Genomic DNA, 17,450 nt, shown 5'->3' on the forward strand with positions numbered 1-17,450 from the left:
GCCCTCGCCCGTCGCCCTCGCCCGCAGGCGGGAGAGGGCTGGTGATCGTCGCGCCGCGCGCGACGACGTGACCCCATGGACGCCGCCCGCTGGCAGCAGGTGTCGGCGCAACTGGATGCGCTGCTCGACCTGGAGCTGCCGCGGCGCAGCGCCCTGCTCGCACGGATCCGCGCGGAGGACCCGGCGCTCGCCGCCGAGCTGGACCGCCTGCTCGCGCTCGAACACACCGACAGCCCGCTGGATACACCGCTGGTGGCGCCCCTGCCCGGCGCGCGCCCGGGGCTGTCGGTCGGGCCGTACCGCCTCGAACACCTGCTGGGCGAAGGCGGCATGGGCCAGGTCTGGCTGGCGCGGCGCGACGACGGCCTCTACCAGCGCCGCGTCGCGCTGAAACTGCTGCGGCCGGGGCTGGCCGATCCCGGCCTGCGCCTGCGCTTCACCCGCGAACGGCAGATCCTCGCCCGGCTCGAGCATGCGCACATCGCGCGCCTGCTCGACGCCGGCATCAGCGCCGACCAGCAGCCCTACCTCGCACTGGACTACGTCGACGGCGAGCCGATCACCGACTGGTGCACGCGCCGCGACGCCGGCATCGAGGAGTGCCTGCAGCTGTTCCTGCAGGTCTGCGATGCGGTCAGCCACGCGCACGCCAACCTGATCGTGCATCGCGACCTCAAGCCCTCGAACATCCTGGTGACGCCACTCGACGACGTGCGCCTGCTCGACTTCGGCATCGCCAAGCTGCTCGACGCGCCCGAACCCGCGGTGGAACGCACGCGCACCGGCCTGCGTGCGTTCACCCTGCACTACGCCGCGCCCGAACAGATCCGCGGCGAGCCGGTCACCACGATGACCGACGTGTACTCGCTGGGCATGGTGCTGTACGAACTGATCGCCGGCGCCAAGCCCTACGCGCTGAAGCGGCCCAGCGACGCGCAGTGGGAAGAAGCCATCCTCGGCATCGATCCGCCGCGCCCCTCCGCGGTGCTGCAGCGACGCGCCGACGAGGCCGCACCGCACGGGAAGCCGGCGCTGCGCCGGCGTGCGCGACGCAGTGCCGGCGACCTCGACAACATCGTGCTCAAGGCGCTGGCCAAGCGCCCCGGGCAGCGCTATCCCTCGGTGGAGGCGTTCGCACTCGACCTGCAGCGCTATCTCGACGGCCGGCCGGTGCTGGCACGCCCGCAGGGCCTGCTGTATCGCACGCGCAAGTACGTGCGCCGGCACCGCTGGCCGCTCGCCACCGCCGCGGCGATCACCGTGGTGCTGGCGCTGGCACTGGCGATCCTGGGCTGGCAGCGCGCGCAGGCGCAGCGCGAGACCGACCGCGCACGCGCGATGCAGGCGCTGGTGGTCGGGCTGTTCGAACATGCAGGCAGCGCGCGCGCTGCGCGGCCGCTCGATGTGCGCGAGCTGCTCGACGCGGGGCAAGCACGCGGTGCGGTGGAACTCGCCGGCCAGCCCGGCCTGCATGCGGAACTGCTCGGCGTGCTCGCCCGCCTGCGGCTTGGTCTGGGTGATTACGCGCGTGCGCTGGACCTGCTCGACCGGCAGGCGGCGCTGATCGACGAAGCCGGCGACGTGCCGGCGAGCCTGCGCCTTGAAGCCAGCGCCAACCGCGGCCGTGCCCTGCGCCTGCTCGGACGCCCCGCCGACTGCATCGCGCGCATGGATCCCGCACGCGCGCTGGCGCACGGATCCGAGGGCCGGCTGCCGGCGCAGGCGGCGGAGTACTACGCGCAGCTCGGGCGCTGCCGCCGCCAGACCGGCGAGATGGCGAGTGCGGAGGCGCTGTTCCGCCATGCGCTGGCGCTGCGCCGGGGGCGGGCGCCGCTCGGGCCCGGGGTGGCGGAGAACCTGGCCGACCTCGCCTCACTGCACGCCGCGCGCGGGCATACCGCGGCCGCGCGCCGCGGCTACCAGTCCGCACTCGCGGAACTGCAGCGCGGCATGGGCGCCCGCCATCCGCTGGCGATCGACATCCTGCGTGCGCTGTGCGCGGTGGAGCGCGATGGCGGCCGCATCGCCCAGGCCGAGCGCCACTGCGCGGACGCGGTCTCGCTCGCCCAGGCACTGCATGGCAGCCACCATCCGGACACCATCGATGCGCGCCGCCTGCTCGCCGCACTGCATGTCGACCAGGGCCGGCTCACCGAGGCCGAAACCGAATTCCGCGAGGCGCATGCATGGCTGCTGGCGCGGCTGGGGCCGGACCATGTCGACATCGCCCGCAACCTCAACAGCCTCGCGATCGTGGCCTGGGAACGCGGCGACACCGCCGCCGCGCTGCGCGATCTGGACGCCGCCACCGCGATGCTCGCCGCGCGCGGGCCGAGCCATGGCCTCGCCGACGTGATGTTCAACCTGGCCCTGGTACGCGCCGACAGTGGCGATGCGCAGGCGGCATTGCCGTCGCTGGAGGAATCACTGGCGCTGCGCCGCGAGCTGCTGGGCGACGACCACCCGCTGATCGGCGTGGCACAACGGCTACGCGGCGAACTGCTGCTGCGGCTGGGTCGCGACGCCGATGCGCTGGTGGCCCTGCGCGACGCCGCGCGCCTCACCCGGGCCGGCTATGGCGGCGACCACCCGCAGGCCCGTCGCGCCGAACATGCGCTGGCGCTGGCGGAAGCGCGTGGCGATCCGCAACGGGCGTTGCAGCGCCTCGACCCGCTCGCGGCCGCGGAGGCGGTCGACCTCGAGGCGCGCAAGGCGGCGTGGCTGGCCGGTGCGAGCGCCGCCGCATTGCGTTGCGCAGGCGGTGACGTCGCGCGCGGGCAACGCGACGGCGGGCGGATCGCCGGGGAACTGCGCAGTGCCTTCCCCGAGGGCGGCAGCGTGCGCCGCCAGGCCACCGACCTGCTCACGCCCTGCGGCACGCTGCCGGACGAACAGGCAGCCGCCGCCTCCCGCGCCGCCGGTCGTTGACGTTCCCGCGTCTACCGCAGCGGCAACGACCCCTGCGCCGGCTCCACCCCGCCCTCGCCGCGGGCGATGCGCTTGAACTCGGCCCGGCTCACCGACAGGTAACGCTCGTTGCCGCCGATCTCCACCTGTGGCCCCGCCTGCACCGCATGCCCGCTGTCGTCGACGCGCACGGTCATCGTCGCCTTGGAGCCGCTGTGGCAGATGGTCTTGATCTCGTGCATCTCGTCGGCCCAGGCCAGCAGGTACTGGCTGCCTTCGAACAGCTCGCCACGGAAGTCGGTGCGCAGCCCGTAGCACAGCACCGGGATGCGCAGCCGGTCGACCACTTCGGTGAGCTGCCACACCTGTGGCTTGCGCAGGAACTGCGCCTCGTCGACCAGCACGCAGTGCAGCCGCCCGTTGTGGTCGGCCACGTCGCGTTCGACCCGCGCCAGCAGGTCGTCGTCGGTGGCGAAGGCCTCGGCCGGCGACTCCAGTCCGATCCGCGAGGCAACCCGCCCGCGCCCGGCACGATCGTCCAGCGCCGGGGTGAGGATCAGCACCCGCATCCCGCGCTCGCGGTAGTTGTGCGCGGACTGCAGCAGGGTCGTGGTCTTCCCGGCATTCATCGCCGAGTAGTAGAAATACAGCTTGGCCATGCCGTGGATTCTACGGCGTCGGCTCCACCGCCTTCTGCACCTTCTCCGCCTCGCCGACCTCGACCCGGCCACGCAGCGGGGCCGTCCACACCCGATCTGGACTGCAACTGTCCGCGCTCGATGGCGCCGGTCGTCGTGTCAGCGTTGCGGCGGCTTGACCTGGCTGAGGTCGGCTCCGAACAGGCGGGCCGCGTCCAGATCACGCGCACGCCAATACTGGGCAGGACTCAGCGTCGAGTCCGCGTAGTGCACGGCCGAGTCCAGCCCGTTCTGGCAGAAATCCAGCCCTCCCATGCCAGCCCCCGCGGGGCGACCACCGCCATTGCGGCTGGTACACACCCTTGCCGCACCGGGCGAGCCCAGCCGGCTCCCGACGGCGATCTGCGTCCAGCGCCTGCGTTCGCGCTCCAGCCGCGGCTGGGCGACGTCGTCGGCGTACCGGTCGTAGATGGACTTGCCTTCCGCCAGTGCGCGCTGGCGCGACGCCTCTTCGAGTCCCGACCAGTACAACTCGCGCTGTGCGGCGAGCCGTGGGTCGCCACGCTCTGCCGCCAGGTCCATCCATGCATAGGCGAGCGCGCGATCCTGCGCAACGCCGCGGCCCTCCCACAACAGCTGGGCCATCAGCGCCTGTGATGCCTTGTCGGCGTGGTGCGCGGCGCGCTCGAAGTGTCCGCGCGCCTCCTCCGCGCGCCCCTCCTGCAGCGCGGCAAGGCCGAGCATGCGGTGCTTCTGGTCCGGGTGCGCGTTCCAGTAATCCGGCGTGCGGTCGGCCCACGACAGTCGTTCCCCCGCCGTTGCGCCGGTTGCGATCACGCTACCGGCGATCGCGATCAACAGCGCGCCCGTGAACCATCCCGACGACAGTCTGCGCATTGCCGTGCCCTTCTGTGGAATCAGCCTTCCATACAGGAGGTCGCTTGGTGTCGCAACCTGCGGCGCAGCAGCCGCTTCGGCGACAATGGCCGGCCCGCAATACCCGATTGCCGATGCAAGGTCTCAACCCTCCCCAGCGCGCCGCGGTCCTGCACTGCGAAGGCCCGCTGCTGGTGCTCGCCGGCGCCGGCAGTGGCAAGACGCGCGTGATCGTCGAGAAGATCGCCCACCTGATCGCCGCCGGTCATTACCCGGCGCGCCGCATTGCAGCGATCACCTTCACCAACAAGTCGGCCAAGGAGATGCGCGAGCGCGTCGCCAGGCGCATCCGGGGCGACGCGGCCGAAGGGCTGACGATCTCCACCTTCCATGCGCTGGGGCTGAAGCTGCTGCAGATCGAACACGAGCGCGCCGGGCTGCGGCGCGGGTTCTCGGTGTTCGATGCCGACGATTGCGCGGCGCAGTTCAAGGACCTCTGCAGCGGCATGAAGCCGGACGCGATCCAGGCCCTGCAGGGGCTGGTGTCGCGGGCCAAGAACGGCGGACTGTCGCCCGAAGAGGCCACCGCGCTCGCGCGCAGCACGCGCGAGCTGGAGGCCGCCGAGCTGTACGGCCGCTACCAGGCGCGGCTGACCAGTTTCAACGCGGTCGATTTCGACGACCTGATCCGCCTGCCGGTGCAGCTGCTCGAGGCCCACGAGGACCTGCGCCTGGGCTGGCGCGAGCGCATCGGCTACCTGCTGGTCGACGAATGCCAGGACACCAATGACGCGCAGTACCGCCTGCTCAAGGCGATTGCCGGACCGAAGGGCAACTTCACCTGCGTGGGCGACGACGACCAGTCGATCTATGCCTGGCGCGGCGCGAATCCCGAGAACCTCACCGCGCTGGGCACCGACTATCCGAACCTCGAGATCATCAAGCTCGAACAGAACTACCGCTGTTCCAACCGGGTGCTGCGCGCGGCCAATGCACTGATCGCCAATAACCCGCACGAGCACCTGAAGACGCTGTGGAGTGCGCAGGCCGATGGCGAGCGCATCCGCATCTGGGAATGCCGCGACCACGCCCACGAGGCCGAGCGCGTCGCCGCCGAGCTGCAGTTCCTGCATGCGTCCGATGGCATGCAGTGGAACGAGTGCTGCATCCTGTTCCGCAGCAATTTCCAGTCGCGTGCGCTGGAAAAGGCCCTGCAGTTGATGCGCGTCCCCTACCACCTGTCCGGCGGCACCGCGTTCCTGGAGCGCGCCGAGGTCAAGGATGCGCTGTCGTGGCTGCGGCTGGTCGCCAATCCCGAGGACGACAGCGCGTTCCTGCGCGCGGTGCAGTCGCCCAAGCGCGAAGTCGGCGCGACCACGCTGGCGCGGCTGGCGGAACTCGCGCAACAGGCGCAGATGCCGATGTCGCGTGCGATCGAATCGATCGGCCTGCTGAAGCAGTTGCCGCCGCGGGCGGCGAATTCGCTTGGTGGCTTCGCCGACATCCTGCGCAGCCTGCGCCAGGACGCCAACCGGCTGCCGCCGGCCGAACTGGTGCGCAACCTGGTCGAGCGCTCCGGGATGCTTGCTGCGGTGCGTGCGCAGTGCAAGACCGAACAGCAGTTCGCGATGCGCCGCGGCAACCTCGACGAGCTCGCCGGCTGGTTCGAGGGTGGCGCGCGTGGCGCGGGACCGGGCGACCTTGCCGCGCAACTGGCACTGCTCACCCATGCCGACCGCGACGATCCCGGCAACCAGGTCCGCATGATGAGCATGCACGGGGCCAAGGGGCTCGAATTCCGCTATGTCTTCGTCGTCGGCGTTGAAGACGGCGTGCTCCCGCACGAGGCCAGCATCGATGAAGGCCGCATCGACGAGGAGCGGCGCCTGCTGTACGTGGCCATCACCCGCGCCAAGGAGCGGTTGTGGCTGTCGCACGCACGCGAAGCGACCAAGTGGGGCAGCCGGATGAAGCTCAAGCCCAGCCGCTTCCTCGACGAACTGCCAGCCGACGAACTGCAACGCGATGGCGCCGATCCCGTCGCCGATGCGGCGCACAAGCGCGAACGTGCGGACGCGGGCTTCGCCGCGATCAGGGCACTGCTCGACGCCTGAGGCCGACGCTGCCTGCTCACGCTGCGCGCCGCACCTGCTTGTGCATGCGCCGTCGCGTGCGCGGGCGGACGGGCCTGGAACGCGACGGGCTGTCATCCGCGTCGGCTAAACTCGCACGCCCCTGCATGATCCGCGGAGCCCGCGATGCGCCCCCTGCTGCTGACCCTGTCCCTGTTCGTCATCGGCCTGTCGGCCTGCCGGCCGACCCCGGAGGCGACCACGGCGCCGTCCGCAGCGGCGCCTGTCCCGGCTGAACAGTCCGCGCGACCGGCCGCCACCGACGCCGACGACAACCTCAACGCGGTGCTGTGGGTGCAGCGTTCGGTCGAATACCGGGCGACGGCGCTGTCGCTGTTCCGCGCCGCCGCCGACCATCTCGACGCGGCGCTCGCCGAGAAGAACTGGGACGCACTGGTGCCCGATGAACGCGACAACCCGCAGGCCTGGGCGTCACTGCCGCCGGCGGTGATCATGGACATCGACGAAACCGTGCTCGACAACTCGCCTTACCAGGCGCGCCTCGTGCACGACGGCGGCGAGTACGACGAAGCCACCTGGGCCGCGTGGGTGGCGGAGAAGAAGGCCGAGCCGGTGCCCGGCGTGGTCGACTTCGCCCGCGTGGCAACCGAGAAGGGCGTGACCATCCTCTACCTGTCCAACCGCGCCCAGCATCTCAACGAGGCCACCCTCGCCAACCTGCGCGCGGTCGGCCTGCCGGTGAAGGACGACAGCGTGTTCCTCGGCCTTGGCACCCATGTCGAGGGCTGCGAGCAGCACGGCAGCGAAAAGCTCTGCCGCCGCCGCCTTGCGGGGCGCGACTACCGGGTCCTCATGCAGTTCGGCGACCAGCTCGGTGATTTCGTCCAGGTGATAGCCAATACCGACGAGGCCCGCAACGGCCTGCTGGACGAGTACGGCGACTGGTTCGGCGAACGCTGGTGGATGCTGCCGAACCCGACCTATGGCGGCTGGGAGCCGGCGCTGTTCAACAACGCCTGGGACCAGCCACGCGAACAGCGGCGCGCCGCCAAGCGCGAGGCGTTACAGCTGGCGCAGTAGTCGGCGGCGGCGTGCACCGGCGCGACGTACGACCACGGACCGGGCACCCTGGGGTCATCCCGAGGCTGCGCATCCGACGGTGGCGCGCTAGCGTGCGGGAACCGGCGATGGGGGCGCCGGCACCCGGCAACCTGCGCGAAGGCCCATGGTCGGTCCCCTTTCCAATCTCTCTCCTCCTTCGCTGCCCATGGGGCCTGGCGGCGGCCGATCGCTGATCGGCGTCCTCCACAGCCTGACCAGTCCGCTGGCCCGCAGCATGGGGCTCGGTGAGGGTCACGCAGGCCCATGGACGCAGGGTGCGCGCTCGCATCTGGTGGATACCGTGCGTCCACCGACGCCTCCCGCCCCGCCCGGGCTGGCCCAGGCCGCCGCCGTCCGGCCGCCGGGCGCGGGCGCCCCACCGGGGGGCACGGCCGCGACAGGCAGCGCCCGGCCTGACGTCACCGCCGGGACTGTCGCAGGCGGCTGCCAGCGCTGCCGGCGCGGGTGGCTCCGGAGTGGGCATGGCGACGACGGCCAGTGGCGCCGTCGCCCGCCCGTTGGCCGATGCACTGGCTGCCACCGCGCCGCGACCCGGGGCACCCGGCGCGGCGACGCCCGGTTCGCTCATTACCGGCGCCGGCATGGCGCAGGTGGCAGGCGCCATGGCGACGGCCGGGCCGGCTGGTGGGTTGGCGGCTGGCCTGGCCGGCCTGCAAGGCGCGCCCGCTGCAGCCGCCAGCGCCATCCCACGCGGCATGCCCGCGATGACCGCGCCCGCGACCCTGGCCGCAGTCGGCACCACGGCCCATCCGGGCGCGCTTGCCGGCAACGCCACCGGCGCTGCGGGTGCTGCAGGTGCCGCCGCCCAGGGCGTGCCGCTGGCCAGCGGCACGCTGGCACCGTCGCTGGTGCGTGGCGACCTCGCGCTTCCCGGCGTGCTGCGCGCCGATGCGGCGCTGGCGGGTGAGCGTGCGGGCTCACTGGCACCCGCGGGGATGCTTGCGCAGGCGCCCGGCACCACCGCCGTGGCCAGCGCCGGTGCCACTGTCGCGATGGCGAATGCCCCATCCGTACAGCCCATGCCCACCATGCCTGCCGTGGTGCCGCCATCGCAGTCGCCGGCCGATGTGCGCGGCAACCCGCTGGCGGGCGGGGGCGAACGCGGTGGCACACGCGTGGATGGTGCACCGATCGCACACGGCCACACCGTTGCCTCCGGCGACGGGCGCCGCGCACGGCGCGATCGCTTCACCACGCTGCTCGCCGCGGTCGGCGCCGGATCCGACGCCGCACGCCGCGAACTGGCCGAGATCCGGAAGGCGGAGCTCGCCTACCAGTGGTTGTACTGGGTGCTCACCATCGTCGCGTTCGCCAGCTTCGGCATCCTGCTGGTCGCCCTGCTGCCCTGGGGCGAAGGCGTGGCGCTGGTAAGCCGTGGCGTGCGTGAGCCGGTGTCGATGGGCGTCCTCGTCACGCTCGGCCTGGCCTCCGCGGCCGGGGCCTGGGCGATGGCCCGCACCGCCCTCTCGCGCAAGACCCCGGGCAGCGCCGGCGAACGCTGAGCACGCGCCGTCCCGCATCCGTGGCGGGACCATCCTGCGATCGGTGTTCTGGCGTCGGTTCACGCCGCCCCGCCAGAACGTCGGTGGGCGAGGTCGCGTCGCGGACGCCGATCGGCAGGAACGGTACGCACGTGCCGGTCAAGGGAAGGTTGCTTGCACCCCGCCGTCATCGAGGGCATCTCAACTGCGAACTCCTTGCGGCGTTCGCAACGCAGTGAGCATTGAGCGTTGGCCTGACCGGTACAGCCTCCGATCCGGCCAGGGCTCTGCCAGTGCCACCGGCCGCACTTCTCGCGGACAAAAAGAAACCCCTCGCAAGCGAGGGGTTTCTCCAGTTCCGGTTACGCGGTGGCTTACTGCTTGCGGGCCATCGCGACGTTGCCTTCACCGATCGACTTCAGCACGGTGCTCAGCGCGTTCATGTACATCGAGAACAGCTGGCTGTCGGCGGTCAGCTGCGCGGAAGCCGAAGTGGCCTCCTTCTCGTTCTTGCTGCCGACCTTGTCGGCGTTCTTGACCATGCTCTCGGCGAGTTCGCCGACCTTGTCGCCCAGTGCCTTGGCAATGGCGTGCAGCCAGCTGGTCTCGCCGTTGGAGGCACCGTCGCCGCCCATCGTGATCTTGGACAGGCTGGCAATGAGTTCGCTGCTACCGATGTTGTTGCTCATGGGATGACTCCGTGGATTTTCTGATGTGGTCATGTCTGGAAGCGGATCCTGCGGGCCGTTCCGTGGCCGGGCTCAGCGAAGCGGCGGGCCGCGCAGCCTCCGCGAACGGGAGCGTGTGATCGACTCCCGCAACGGATGGCTGTCGACGGCGGCCTCGTTCGTGCGCACCCTGGCGAGGTCGTCGCTGGCTTCGTTGTCGGACTGGCTTTCCAGCCACTCGCGCGCCTGCGCCTGGCCGTCACGCTGGATGCGTCCGGCCAGTTCAAGCGCGCGCTGTACGTCGGGAGATTCCAGTGGCGCCACGGCGGCATCGATCTGCCGCACCAGTGCATCGCCGCTGGCCTGGTCGAGGGCGCCCTGCTCGATCAGCGCGTCGATCGAGGCGATCCATTCGTTGCGCTGCGGCACGCCCAGGGCCGGTTCCAGCGACACGTTGTCGAGCGCGTCGCGACAGCCCTGCATGACCAGCTCGAGGCCGGCCTCGGTCATCCCGGGCTGGGCCTGCAGCATCGCCTCGAACTCGGCGAGCTTCTGTTCGCGCTCCTCCGCGGCGACGTTGCGCGGGGAGGCAGGCGGGGCCGCCGCTTCGGCCATCACCGTCGAACCCACGCCCACAGATGGCAGCGCCTGGTCGGGCTTGCGGCGGGGCGGCGGGCGGCGGGTCAAGGCCATGCGGTCAATGTCCTGCAGTTCGGGGCGTGCGTCAGCGTCGGTATCGAGTCTAGGCGGGCGTCCGGCAGCGACAAGCTGGGGCGCGCCCTAGGCTCACGCATGCCAGTGAGGATCGATCTCAAGCGTGCCGAGCGCACGGTCGGCGAAGCGTTGGGCGAGGTCCGGTGCGGCCTCGCGGATCGCGTCGTAGCTGCCGCGCGAACGGGTGTCGGCGCGCAGCAGCCAACCGGTTTCGGTGCGGCTGAGCAGCAGGTCGGTGCCCGGCAAGGAGGCGTCGGACATCCGCAGCAGGACCTGTCCGTCATCCGAATTGGCAGCCGTACCGCCGCCCACGGCCAGCTGGCGCACATGGCGTTCGAGAAGGTCGGCGAACGTGCCTGCGCTCGATGCCGGCGCCGCGACCGGCGCAGGTGCGGCACCTTCGCGCAGTGCCGACTGCGCCTGCATCATCGCCATGATCTCGGAGGCCTCGAGGGTCTGGCGGCCGCTGTCGCCGGTCTCGTCGCTGCGCGCGTGCACCGCGTCGACGCGGGCGGTGTCCTGGCCGGCCTCGCGCGCGGCATTGGCGGCCTCGGCCTGCAATGCAGCGCGCTGGTCGCCGCGCAACTCGCCTGCGCCCTGCTGGCGCGCCTGGGCGAACTCCTCGCGTGCTTCCTGGCCGGCGGAACCTGCCTGCCGCAGGACCTCGCGGAAGCGGTCGACGTTCTCGCGCGGCGGCGGCGCGCGCTCGGCATCCTGCGATTTCAGGCTGTCCTGCAGCCGCGCAGTGGCGGCGTTCTCGGCGGACTGGCTGCGTTCCACGCTCATGGCGACCTCACGGTTGTCCCGGGGTGACATACCGCGCCATGAACAGATCGGCGGCGGCGTCCTCCTCCTGATGGGCCTCCAGCGCGAACTGCTCGTCGCGCCACAGGTGCTTGCGTTTCTCCAGCGCGTCCTCGCGTGCGCGGGCACGGAAGTACGCCTGCTTCGCCTCCTCGAGCGCGCGCTCGGCATCGCGCAGCCGCCCCTGCGCGGCCTGCAGGCGCTGTTGCGCGGCGACGATGTGCTGGGCGAGCAGCTCGATATGCGCCTCGCGTGTCTCCAGCACCATCGGCCAGGACAGGCCGGCAACCGGCGGATCGAGCAGGCGCGCGCGTTGCGACTGGCGGTCATCCTGCAGCGCGGTGATCTCGTCGCCGATGCGCCGGCATTCCTCGCGGCACGCGGCGACCGCGCGTTGCCGGTCGAGCACCACCAGGCGCGCGGCTTCGGTGCGGTGCGCACGCAGCCTGAGCAGCGTCTGCAGCGGATAGCGCTTCATCCGAACAGCTTCCTGAGCGCCTGCGCGGACTGCTCGAACGGCACCAGCTCCGCGGACGACTGCTGCAGCAGGTTGCGCATCGGCCCGATCTTCTCGATCGCGATGTCGGCATCGGGATCGCTGCCGCGCTTGTACTCGCCGAGCTGCAGCAGCAGCTCGATGTCCTGGTACTTGGCGAGGTACTTGCGCAGCTGGCCGGCGGCACGCAGGTGCGGCTGGTCGACCACGCGCGGCATCGTGCGGCTGAGGCTGGTCAGCACGTCGATCGCCGGGTAGTGGTAGGCCGCGGCCAGCTTGCGCGACAGCACGATGTGGCCGTCGAGGATCGAACGCACTTCCTCGACGATCGGATCGCCGCCGTCCTCGTCCTCGGCCAGCACGGTGTAGAAGGCGGTGATCGAGCCCTTGTCGTTGTTGCCGGCGCGTTCGAACAGACGCGGCAGCGCGCTGAACACCGATGGCGGGAAGCCGCGGCGCGCCGGCGGTTCGCCGATCGCAAGGCCGACATCGCGCAATGCACGCGCGAAGCGGGTGACCGAATCGACCAGCAGCAGCACGCGCTTGCCCTGGTCGCGGAAGTGTTCGGCGATCGCGGTGCCGGCCCAGGCGGCCCGGCTGCGTTCCAGTGCCGGGCGGTCGGAGGTCGCCACCACGATCACCGACTTGCGCATGCCCGCTTCGCCGAGGTTGTCGTGGATGAACTCGCTGACCTCGCGACCACGCTCGCCGACCAGCACGATCACGTTGACGTCCGCATCGCCACCGCGCGCAAGCATGCCGAGCAGCGTGCTCTTGCCACCGCCGGCGACGGCGAAGATGCCGATGCGCTGGCCTTCGCCGGCCGTCATCACGGTGTCGATGGCACGCACGCCGGTGGAGAACGGCCGCTCGATCAGGTTGCGGGTGAGCGGGTTGGGCGAAGCGGCGTAGATCGGCGCCTCCGCGGTCGGGCCCGCCACCGGCCCCTTGCCGTCGATCGGCTCGCCATGCGCGTCGAGCACGCGTCCAAGCAGGCCCGGGCCGGCGCGCAGCGCGGCCTGGCGACCACTGGCGTAGACCTCGGTGGTGGCGGCGATGCCGTCCAGCGCACCCAGCGGCGTCAGCAGGGTGTGCTGGCGCGACACGCCGACCACTTCGGCCGCCAACGAGAACGACGGATCACCTTCGCCCGGCGGATTGCGCAGGTGGCAGAGCTCGCCGATCGCCGCCTTCAGGCCGGTGGCGCGGATCAGGGTGCCGTAGGCATCGGCGACCTTGCCCACGCGCTGCACGCTCTTGACCGAGGACAGCGCACTCAGCAGCGGGTCGTTGCCGGCGGCCAGGGCGGCCTCGAGCGGGTCGACCCGGCTCATGTGCCGGCCTCGCGTGCGGTGGCGCCCGCCAGCGCGGTGCGGATCGCCTCGATCTGCTGGGCGACGCCGGCCCGCACTTCGCCGGCCTCGGACACCACCACGCAGCTCAGCGGATCCAGGCTCTCGTCGTCGACCAGCTCGATCACGCCCACCGCCGGATGTGCCTGGCGCACCGCACCCAGGCCGGCGGCGACGCTTTCGCGCACGCCGGGATGCACCCGGATCAACAGGAACTGTTCGGCCTGCGCGGCCTCGACCGCCTGCATCACCAGCGGCGGCACCACGCGGGCGGCGTCGAAACCGGGAGCGATGCGCGCCACGATCGCGCAGGCCAGGTCACTGATGCGCCCGGCCGCATCGCCAAGCACGCGCGCGCGCTGCTCGTTGAGGCTGGCGAGCTTCTCGGTCATCTGCTGCTGCGCGCGCGCCAGGCCTTCGGCGAAGCCCGCCGCCTGGCCCTGCTCGCGCGCACGTTCGATGTCGGCGGCGGCCTCGGCATAGAGGGCGTTGACCTGGTCGAGCAGCCGGTCGATCTCCTCCAGCCGCGCCCACGCCTGTGCCGGCACCACCCGCGCGCCGATCGCGCGGGCGAAGACGCGCTGGTCGTGGACGGTGATGGCGGAAGCCGGGGGCGTGGAAATACTCATCGTGACGACGTCTCAGGCCTTGGCGGCGCGGGTTTCGTGGTGGGTGCACAACAGCAGCACCGGCCGCTCCGGCAGCACGGTGGGCATGGCGGGCTCGCGCGGATGCAACAGCGCGACCCACTCGCCCAGCGCGGGGTCACGGTGCGCGGCCCAGGCCCGCAGTTCCTGCCGGCCCTGGCGCGCGAACAACGCGAGCAACGGCGCGTCGTCGTCGGCACCGCCGGCGACCAGCGCCTGCTCGAGGCCCGCACCCAGCTCGCGCACCACCGCCGGTGGCAGCTGCGCGTCCCACACCGAGGGGTCGAGCGCGAGCAGATAGCTGTTGCCCAGCGCACGCTTGAGCCGGCGCACCGGCTCGCGACGCACCTCGCCACGGATCGCGGGCGCATGCGCGAGGACGCCAAGGTCGCGTGCCAGACGCTCCACGCGTGCCTTCGGCCAGCGCATCGCGATGGTGGCCGGGTCATGGCCCGGGCGCGGTGCCAGCAGCGCGTCGACGGCGCCATCCCCGATCAGCCCGCGTGCCAGCAGGCGACGACCGAGCCGACTGCCGCGGGCCCGACGCAGCAGGTCTGGCGGCAGCGGTTCGCCTCCGTCGCGGAACCAGTCCGGTTCCACCTCCGCCAGCAGCGCCTGCAGCGTCACCGCGGGCGCCTCAGCCGTTCCAGACCCGCGGCGGCGGCTCGGACTTGCGCGCCATGCGCTGGCGCAGGCGGCTGCCGAAGGCGAACAGGCCACCCAGCAATGCGACCACGAACACCGCGATGGCGATCGCCACCGGATTGAGCGACGACATCGCGATCGGGTTCTGGCCGGGCGCCGGATTGCCCAACGGGCCGGCAAAGGTCTGGAACTTCACCGTCACCTTGTTGATGTCGCTCATGCCCGGCACGCCGTCCTTGATGACCATCTTCATCTCGGTCTCGTAGTCGCGCACGTTGGCCCCGGGCTGGCCGAAGATCACCACGGATGCGGATGCATCGGTCGCAGTGCCGCCGAGCGGGTCGCGCTCGGGCAGGTTGATGTGGACATGCGCCTCGGCCACGCCGGGATAGCGCGACAGCGTGCGCGACAGTTCCTGCTGCAGGCCGTGCTGCAGCATCGAGCGCTCGGTCTGCGCGGAGGTCGAGAAACCGTCCTTGCGGAAGATGTCGCCCAGCGCCTGGTAGCGCTGGCCGGGCAGCCCGCGTGCATGCAGCACCTGCATGGCCTGCGGGAAGTCGGCCTGGTCGACGCGGATCTCCCAGCCGGTCTTGCTGGCGGAGGTGCGCTTTTCCGCACCGATGCCGGTCGACAGCAGCGCGGCCAGCACCTCGTTGGCCTGGCGCTCGTCGAGGTCCGCATACAGCGTGGTGCGCGCGCATGCCGCGAGCAGCACGCACATCAGCAGCACCAGCAGGGGTTTCCATCTCTTCATGACTGCCTCCCGCCGATCAGGACTGCTGGCGGAACAGTTGCTGCACGCCATCCGAGGTGCGGTTGGCCACGTTGGAAGTGAGCTGCGACTGGAACAGGAACTCATGGCACTTCATCGTCATCTCGAGCATCTGTCCCGGCGTGAGGTCCTGCGTGCTGCCACTCATCGCCTGCGACAGCGCCTCGATGTTCTTGGCGCCGCTGTTGAGGTTCTCGAACGCGGAAATCATCATCCGCGTGCCTTCGGACGGTGCCGCCTCGGCGGCGTTCTGCACCGCCTGCGGCTCGGCGACGCCGGGCGCTGCGCCGGTGCTGCCGGTGCGTTGCAGGGCCTGCGCGAACTCGCCGACATTGATGGCGCCCGCCTGCTGCGGGGCCATCGCGGCTCCGCCTCCGGCGGCATGCTGGGCGACGTCCATCGCCGCGACCTGGATGGCTTCGATCATTGGTGGCTCCCGGACCGGTGGTCCTTCAGCAGTGCATCTTCTTGCGGGTGTCCCGGAGCCCCGTGGCGCGGCCGCCGCTGCGGCGGTTGCGCCCGGTGCGCCGGCGATCGCGGTTACTGGCGCTTGCCCAGCGTTTCCAGCGCCTGGCCGACGCTGTTCTGCGAGGTCGCGGCGTTGTTGGACATGAACTGCATCTTCAGGCTGGCGGCGGTGAGCTGCACCATGTTCGACGGCTGGTCGCCACCGGCCGAGATCTGGTCGGACATCTGGGTGATGCGCGAGGCCTGGCCGTCGAGCGTGTTGCCCCAGGCGCGCGACATCGCCTCGTACCAGCTCGAGCTGCTGCCCGCGGAAGCTCCGCTACGCGTGGACGGCCCGTTCTGCATCGCGGCGGTGCCGATGAAGTTGTTCAACTGCGAAGTGTCGATCGTGGTCATGTCGTGCTCCTTCCTGTTGGGTGCCGAAGACGGCGACTGCTGCGGTTGGACTGCGGGACTCTACTGGAGTCGATGGCGATGAATGCGTGACCTCGGGTACGCCCCAGGGGTCGGTCGCGGGTGACCGTCACTGGCGTGCTCCGGCCGCGCGCACGCGGGGGTCGACGGCGGACGGGCGGGTCGCGGAGGCGTCGACGACCGCGGCCGGCGTGGCCTCCGTGGCATCGGCCGGTGCCTGTGCGGGCGGCGGCGGACGCGGCGTCAGCCGCTGCAGGTTGCCGTCGCTGCGCAGCACCTGTGCGTGCTCACCGACCGCGACCAGCTGGCCCCAGCCCGGCAACTGCGCGCCGACTTCGTAACGGGTGCCGTCGAGCGCGATCACGTGGGCGTTTTCGCCGCGCACGATCGACACGATGTGGATCGGATCCTGCTCGTCGACCGGGACCTCCGCGGTGGACGGCGGCGGCGTGGCGAGATTGATCGGCACCACCCGGTTCACTCCGGTTTCCACCACCGCGCGCGACTGCGCGAACTGGCGGAAGGCCTCCTCGTCGGTGAAGTAGCCGCTGACTTCGACATCGTCGTTGCCGAGGTAACGCACGCGCTCGATGCTGAAGCCGCCGCCGCGCAGGATCTCCGACACCGAATAGGCGAGGTCCTCGCCGCTGCGCAGGTCCACCCGCGCCGGCAGCCCTTCGCTTTCCACCTGCTGGCGCAGCGTGTCGCGGGTGGTGCGGTCGCCGATGGTGCCACTGAGCACCCAACTGTCGCCGTGCCCGCGCTCGATGCGCGCATTGGCCACGTGGTGTTCGGCGGCGAGCGCGCGCAGGCGGGTTTCGATGTCGACCGGCTGCTCCCTGGCCGGCACCACGGCGACGAAGATCGCCAGCAGCGCCAGCGACAGCACCGACACCGCGGCAATCATCGGCAGGCGGCGGGTGATCGCCTGGCCCGGGCGCGGCGACGGCGATTCGAACTCGACACCTTCCGGCGCCAGTGCCAGCCACGCCGGGTCGTCGATGTCGCCGAACGCCAGCGCGGCCTCCTCGCCCAGCCCCCCACGCGCTGCACCGACGGCAGCTCCTCGGGATCACCCGGATGCAGCAGGCGCCCTTCCAGCTTCAGTGGTGCATCGAGCGCACGCAGCTGCACGGCGCCGTCGATCACGCTGATCAGCGCATGGCGGATGGCGACGCCGCGGTCGGCGAGCACGATGTCGCAATCGTCACCGCTGCCGACAAGGATCATCTCGCGCTCGGCCAGCGCGCGGCTGGCGCCGGCGTGCAACCCGGCCACGATCCGCAGCACCTTGCCCTCGGCGGCGGGTGCCTGGTCTGGATGCGATGCGTGGGTCATGGCTGCACTCCGTGT

18 protein-coding genes are annotated in these 17,450 nt (G+C 71.3%); 4 read left to right on the forward strand and 14 right to left on the reverse strand.

The window, feature by feature from the left end; translation table 11 throughout:
• The first annotated feature begins 75 nt into the window (after positions 1-75).
• Positions 76-2,928, forward strand: coding sequence for a serine/threonine-protein kinase (locus E5843_RS13450; protein ID WP_141066081.1), 2,853 nt, complete (start codon positions 76-78; stop codon positions 2,926-2,928).
• Positions 2,929-2,939: 11 nt separating this feature from the next.
• Here E5843_RS13450 and E5843_RS13455 read toward each other — a convergent pair whose 3' ends face one another.
• Both E5843_RS13455 and E5843_RS13460 read right to left on the reverse strand, forming a co-directional pair.
• On the reverse strand, positions 2,940-3,566 hold the full coding sequence (locus E5843_RS13455) for a thymidine kinase (RefSeq protein WP_136412932.1): 627 nt from the start codon (positions 3,564-3,566) through the stop codon (positions 2,940-2,942).
• A gap of 138 nt (positions 3,567-3,704) precedes the next feature.
• Positions 3,705-4,403: an SEL1-like repeat protein gene (locus E5843_RS13460; RefSeq protein ID WP_136412933.1), complete on the reverse strand. Its 699-nt coding sequence runs from the start codon at positions 4,401-4,403 to the stop codon at positions 3,705-3,707.
• A 152-nt stretch (positions 4,404-4,555) separates the two neighbouring features.
• Between E5843_RS13460 and E5843_RS13465 the strand changes: the two genes are divergently transcribed.
• The 3 genes from E5843_RS13465 to E5843_RS13475 all read left to right on the forward strand — a co-directional run bounded on the left by E5843_RS13465 (position 4,556) and on the right by E5843_RS13475 (position 9,138).
• Positions 4,556-6,535 (forward strand): UvrD-helicase domain-containing protein, encoded by a 1,980-nt coding sequence (locus E5843_RS13465; RefSeq protein ID WP_141066082.1) that lies wholly within the window; start codon positions 4,556-4,558, stop codon positions 6,533-6,535.
• 144 nt (positions 6,536-6,679) lie between these two features.
• On the forward strand, positions 6,680-7,594 hold the full coding sequence (locus E5843_RS13470; protein WP_136412934.1) for a 5'-nucleotidase, lipoprotein e(P4) family: 915 nt from the start codon (positions 6,680-6,682) through the stop codon (positions 7,592-7,594).
• Between the two features lie 503 nt (positions 7,595-8,097).
• Positions 8,098-9,138, forward strand: a complete 1,041-nt coding sequence (locus E5843_RS13475; RefSeq protein WP_136412935.1) for a hypothetical protein — start codon at positions 8,098-8,100, stop codon at positions 9,136-9,138.
• 353 nt (positions 9,139-9,491) lie between these two features.
• Here E5843_RS13475 and E5843_RS13480 read toward each other — a convergent pair whose 3' ends face one another.
• The 12 genes from E5843_RS13480 to E5843_RS13535 form a co-directional block, all read right to left on the reverse strand.
• Positions 9,492-9,806, reverse strand: coding sequence for a hypothetical protein (locus E5843_RS13480; RefSeq protein WP_134674427.1), 315 nt, complete (start codon positions 9,804-9,806; stop codon positions 9,492-9,494).
• Positions 9,807-9,878: 72 nt separating this feature from the next.
• A complete protein-coding gene (locus E5843_RS13485; protein ID WP_136412936.1) occupies positions 9,879-10,478 on the reverse strand; it encodes a hypothetical protein in 600 nt (199 codons plus the stop codon).
• A 93-nt stretch (positions 10,479-10,571) separates the two neighbouring features.
• Positions 10,572-11,285, reverse strand: coding sequence for a hypothetical protein (locus tag E5843_RS13490; RefSeq protein WP_136412937.1), 714 nt, complete (start codon positions 11,283-11,285; stop codon positions 10,572-10,574).
• A gap of 7 nt (positions 11,286-11,292) precedes the next feature.
• Positions 11,293-11,781 carry a hypothetical protein gene (locus E5843_RS13495; RefSeq protein WP_136412938.1) on the reverse strand — a complete coding sequence of 163 codons (489 nt, stop codon included), beginning with the start codon at positions 11,779-11,781 and terminating at the stop codon, positions 11,293-11,295.
• Positions 11,778-13,133: a FliI/YscN family ATPase gene (locus E5843_RS13500; RefSeq protein ID WP_136412939.1), complete on the reverse strand. Its 1,356-nt coding sequence runs from the start codon at positions 13,131-13,133 to the stop codon at positions 11,778-11,780. The genes E5843_RS13495 and E5843_RS13500 overlap by 4 nt, the downstream gene beginning before the upstream one ends.
• Positions 13,130-13,780: a FliH/SctL family protein gene (locus tag E5843_RS13505; RefSeq protein WP_134674432.1), complete on the reverse strand. Its 651-nt coding sequence runs from the start codon at positions 13,778-13,780 to the stop codon at positions 13,130-13,132. The genes E5843_RS13500 and E5843_RS13505 overlap by 4 nt, the downstream gene beginning before the upstream one ends.
• 12 nt (positions 13,781-13,792) lie before the next feature.
• Positions 13,793-14,425 carry a hypothetical protein gene (locus E5843_RS13510; protein WP_136412940.1) on the reverse strand — a complete coding sequence of 211 codons (633 nt, stop codon included), beginning with the start codon at positions 14,423-14,425 and terminating at the stop codon, positions 13,793-13,795.
• 10 nt (positions 14,426-14,435) lie between these two features.
• Positions 14,436-15,197, reverse strand: coding sequence for an EscJ/YscJ/HrcJ family type III secretion inner membrane ring protein (locus tag E5843_RS13515; RefSeq protein WP_166432771.1), 762 nt, complete (start codon positions 15,195-15,197; stop codon positions 14,436-14,438).
• Between the two features lie 16 nt (positions 15,198-15,213).
• Positions 15,214-15,642: a hypothetical protein gene (locus tag E5843_RS13520; protein ID WP_134674435.1), complete on the reverse strand. Its 429-nt coding sequence runs from the start codon at positions 15,640-15,642 to the stop codon at positions 15,214-15,216.
• 113 nt (positions 15,643-15,755) lie between these two features.
• Positions 15,756-16,079, reverse strand: coding sequence for a hypothetical protein (locus tag E5843_RS13525; RefSeq protein ID WP_208542756.1), 324 nt, complete (start codon positions 16,077-16,079; stop codon positions 15,756-15,758).
• 127 nt (positions 16,080-16,206) lie between these two features.
• Positions 16,207-17,004 carry an EscD/YscD/HrpQ family type III secretion system periplasmic domain-containing protein gene (locus E5843_RS13530; RefSeq protein WP_141066083.1) on the reverse strand — a complete coding sequence of 266 codons (798 nt, stop codon included), beginning with the start codon at positions 17,002-17,004 and terminating at the stop codon, positions 16,207-16,209.
• Positions 17,001-17,435 carry an FHA domain-containing protein gene (locus E5843_RS13535; protein WP_141066084.1) on the reverse strand — a complete coding sequence of 145 codons (435 nt, stop codon included), beginning with the start codon at positions 17,433-17,435 and terminating at the stop codon, positions 17,001-17,003. Before E5843_RS13535 ends, E5843_RS13530 begins: the two co-directional genes overlap by 4 nt.
• Positions 17,436-17,450: the final 15 nt, after the last annotated feature.

The sequence above is a fragment of the Luteimonas yindakuii genome, from assembly GCF_004803715.2.
GTDB classification, from domain to species: Bacteria; Pseudomonadota; Gammaproteobacteria; order Xanthomonadales; family Xanthomonadaceae; genus Luteimonas; species Luteimonas yindakuii.

Excerpts from the sequence above, each read along its gene's own strand:
- E5843_RS13475 (WP_136412935.1), top strand. The coding sequence starts at position 8,098 with ATGGCGACGACGGCCAGTGGCGCCGTCGCCCGCCCGTTGGCCGATGCA.
- E5843_RS13500 (WP_136412939.1), bottom strand. The coding sequence starts at position 13,133 with ATGAGCCGGGTCGACCCGCTCGAGGCCGCCCTGGCCGCCGGCAACGAC.
- E5843_RS13480 (WP_134674427.1), bottom strand. The coding sequence starts at position 9,806 with ATGAGCAACAACATCGGTAGCAGCGAACTCATTGCCAGCCTGTCCAAG.
- E5843_RS13455 (WP_136412932.1), bottom strand. The coding sequence starts at position 3,566 with ATGGCCAAGCTGTATTTCTACTACTCGGCGATGAATGCCGGGAAGACC.
- E5843_RS13485 (WP_136412936.1), bottom strand. The coding sequence starts at position 10,478 with ATGGCCTTGACCCGCCGCCCGCCGCCCCGCCGCAAGCCCGACCAGGCG.
- E5843_RS13465 (WP_141066082.1), top strand. The coding sequence starts at position 4,556 with ATGCAAGGTCTCAACCCTCCCCAGCGCGCCGCGGTCCTGCACTGCGAA.
- E5843_RS13490 (WP_136412937.1), bottom strand. The coding sequence starts at position 11,285 with ATGAGCGTGGAACGCAGCCAGTCCGCCGAGAACGCCGCCACTGCGCGG.
- E5843_RS13505 (WP_134674432.1), bottom strand. The coding sequence starts at position 13,780 with ATGAGTATTTCCACGCCCCCGGCTTCCGCCATCACCGTCCACGACCAG.
- E5843_RS13470 (WP_136412934.1), top strand. The coding sequence starts at position 6,680 with ATGCGCCCCCTGCTGCTGACCCTGTCCCTGTTCGTCATCGGCCTGTCG.
- E5843_RS13530 (WP_141066083.1), bottom strand. The coding sequence starts at position 17,004 with ATGATTGCCGCGGTGTCGGTGCTGTCGCTGGCGCTGCTGGCGATCTTC.
- E5843_RS13520 (WP_134674435.1), bottom strand. The coding sequence starts at position 15,642 with ATGATCGAAGCCATCCAGGTCGCGGCGATGGACGTCGCCCAGCATGCC.
- E5843_RS13450 (WP_141066081.1), top strand. The coding sequence starts at position 76 with ATGGACGCCGCCCGCTGGCAGCAGGTGTCGGCGCAACTGGATGCGCTG.
- E5843_RS13515 (WP_166432771.1), bottom strand. The coding sequence starts at position 15,197 with ATGAAGAGATGGAAACCCCTGCTGGTGCTGCTGATGTGCGTGCTGCTC.
- E5843_RS13525 (WP_208542756.1), bottom strand. The coding sequence starts at position 16,079 with ATGACCACGATCGACACTTCGCAGTTGAACAACTTCATCGGCACCGCC.
- E5843_RS13535 (WP_141066084.1), bottom strand. The coding sequence starts at position 17,435 with ATGACCCACGCATCGCATCCAGACCAGGCACCCGCCGCCGAGGGCAAG.
- E5843_RS13495 (WP_136412938.1), bottom strand. The coding sequence starts at position 11,781 with ATGAAGCGCTATCCGCTGCAGACGCTGCTCAGGCTGCGTGCGCACCGC.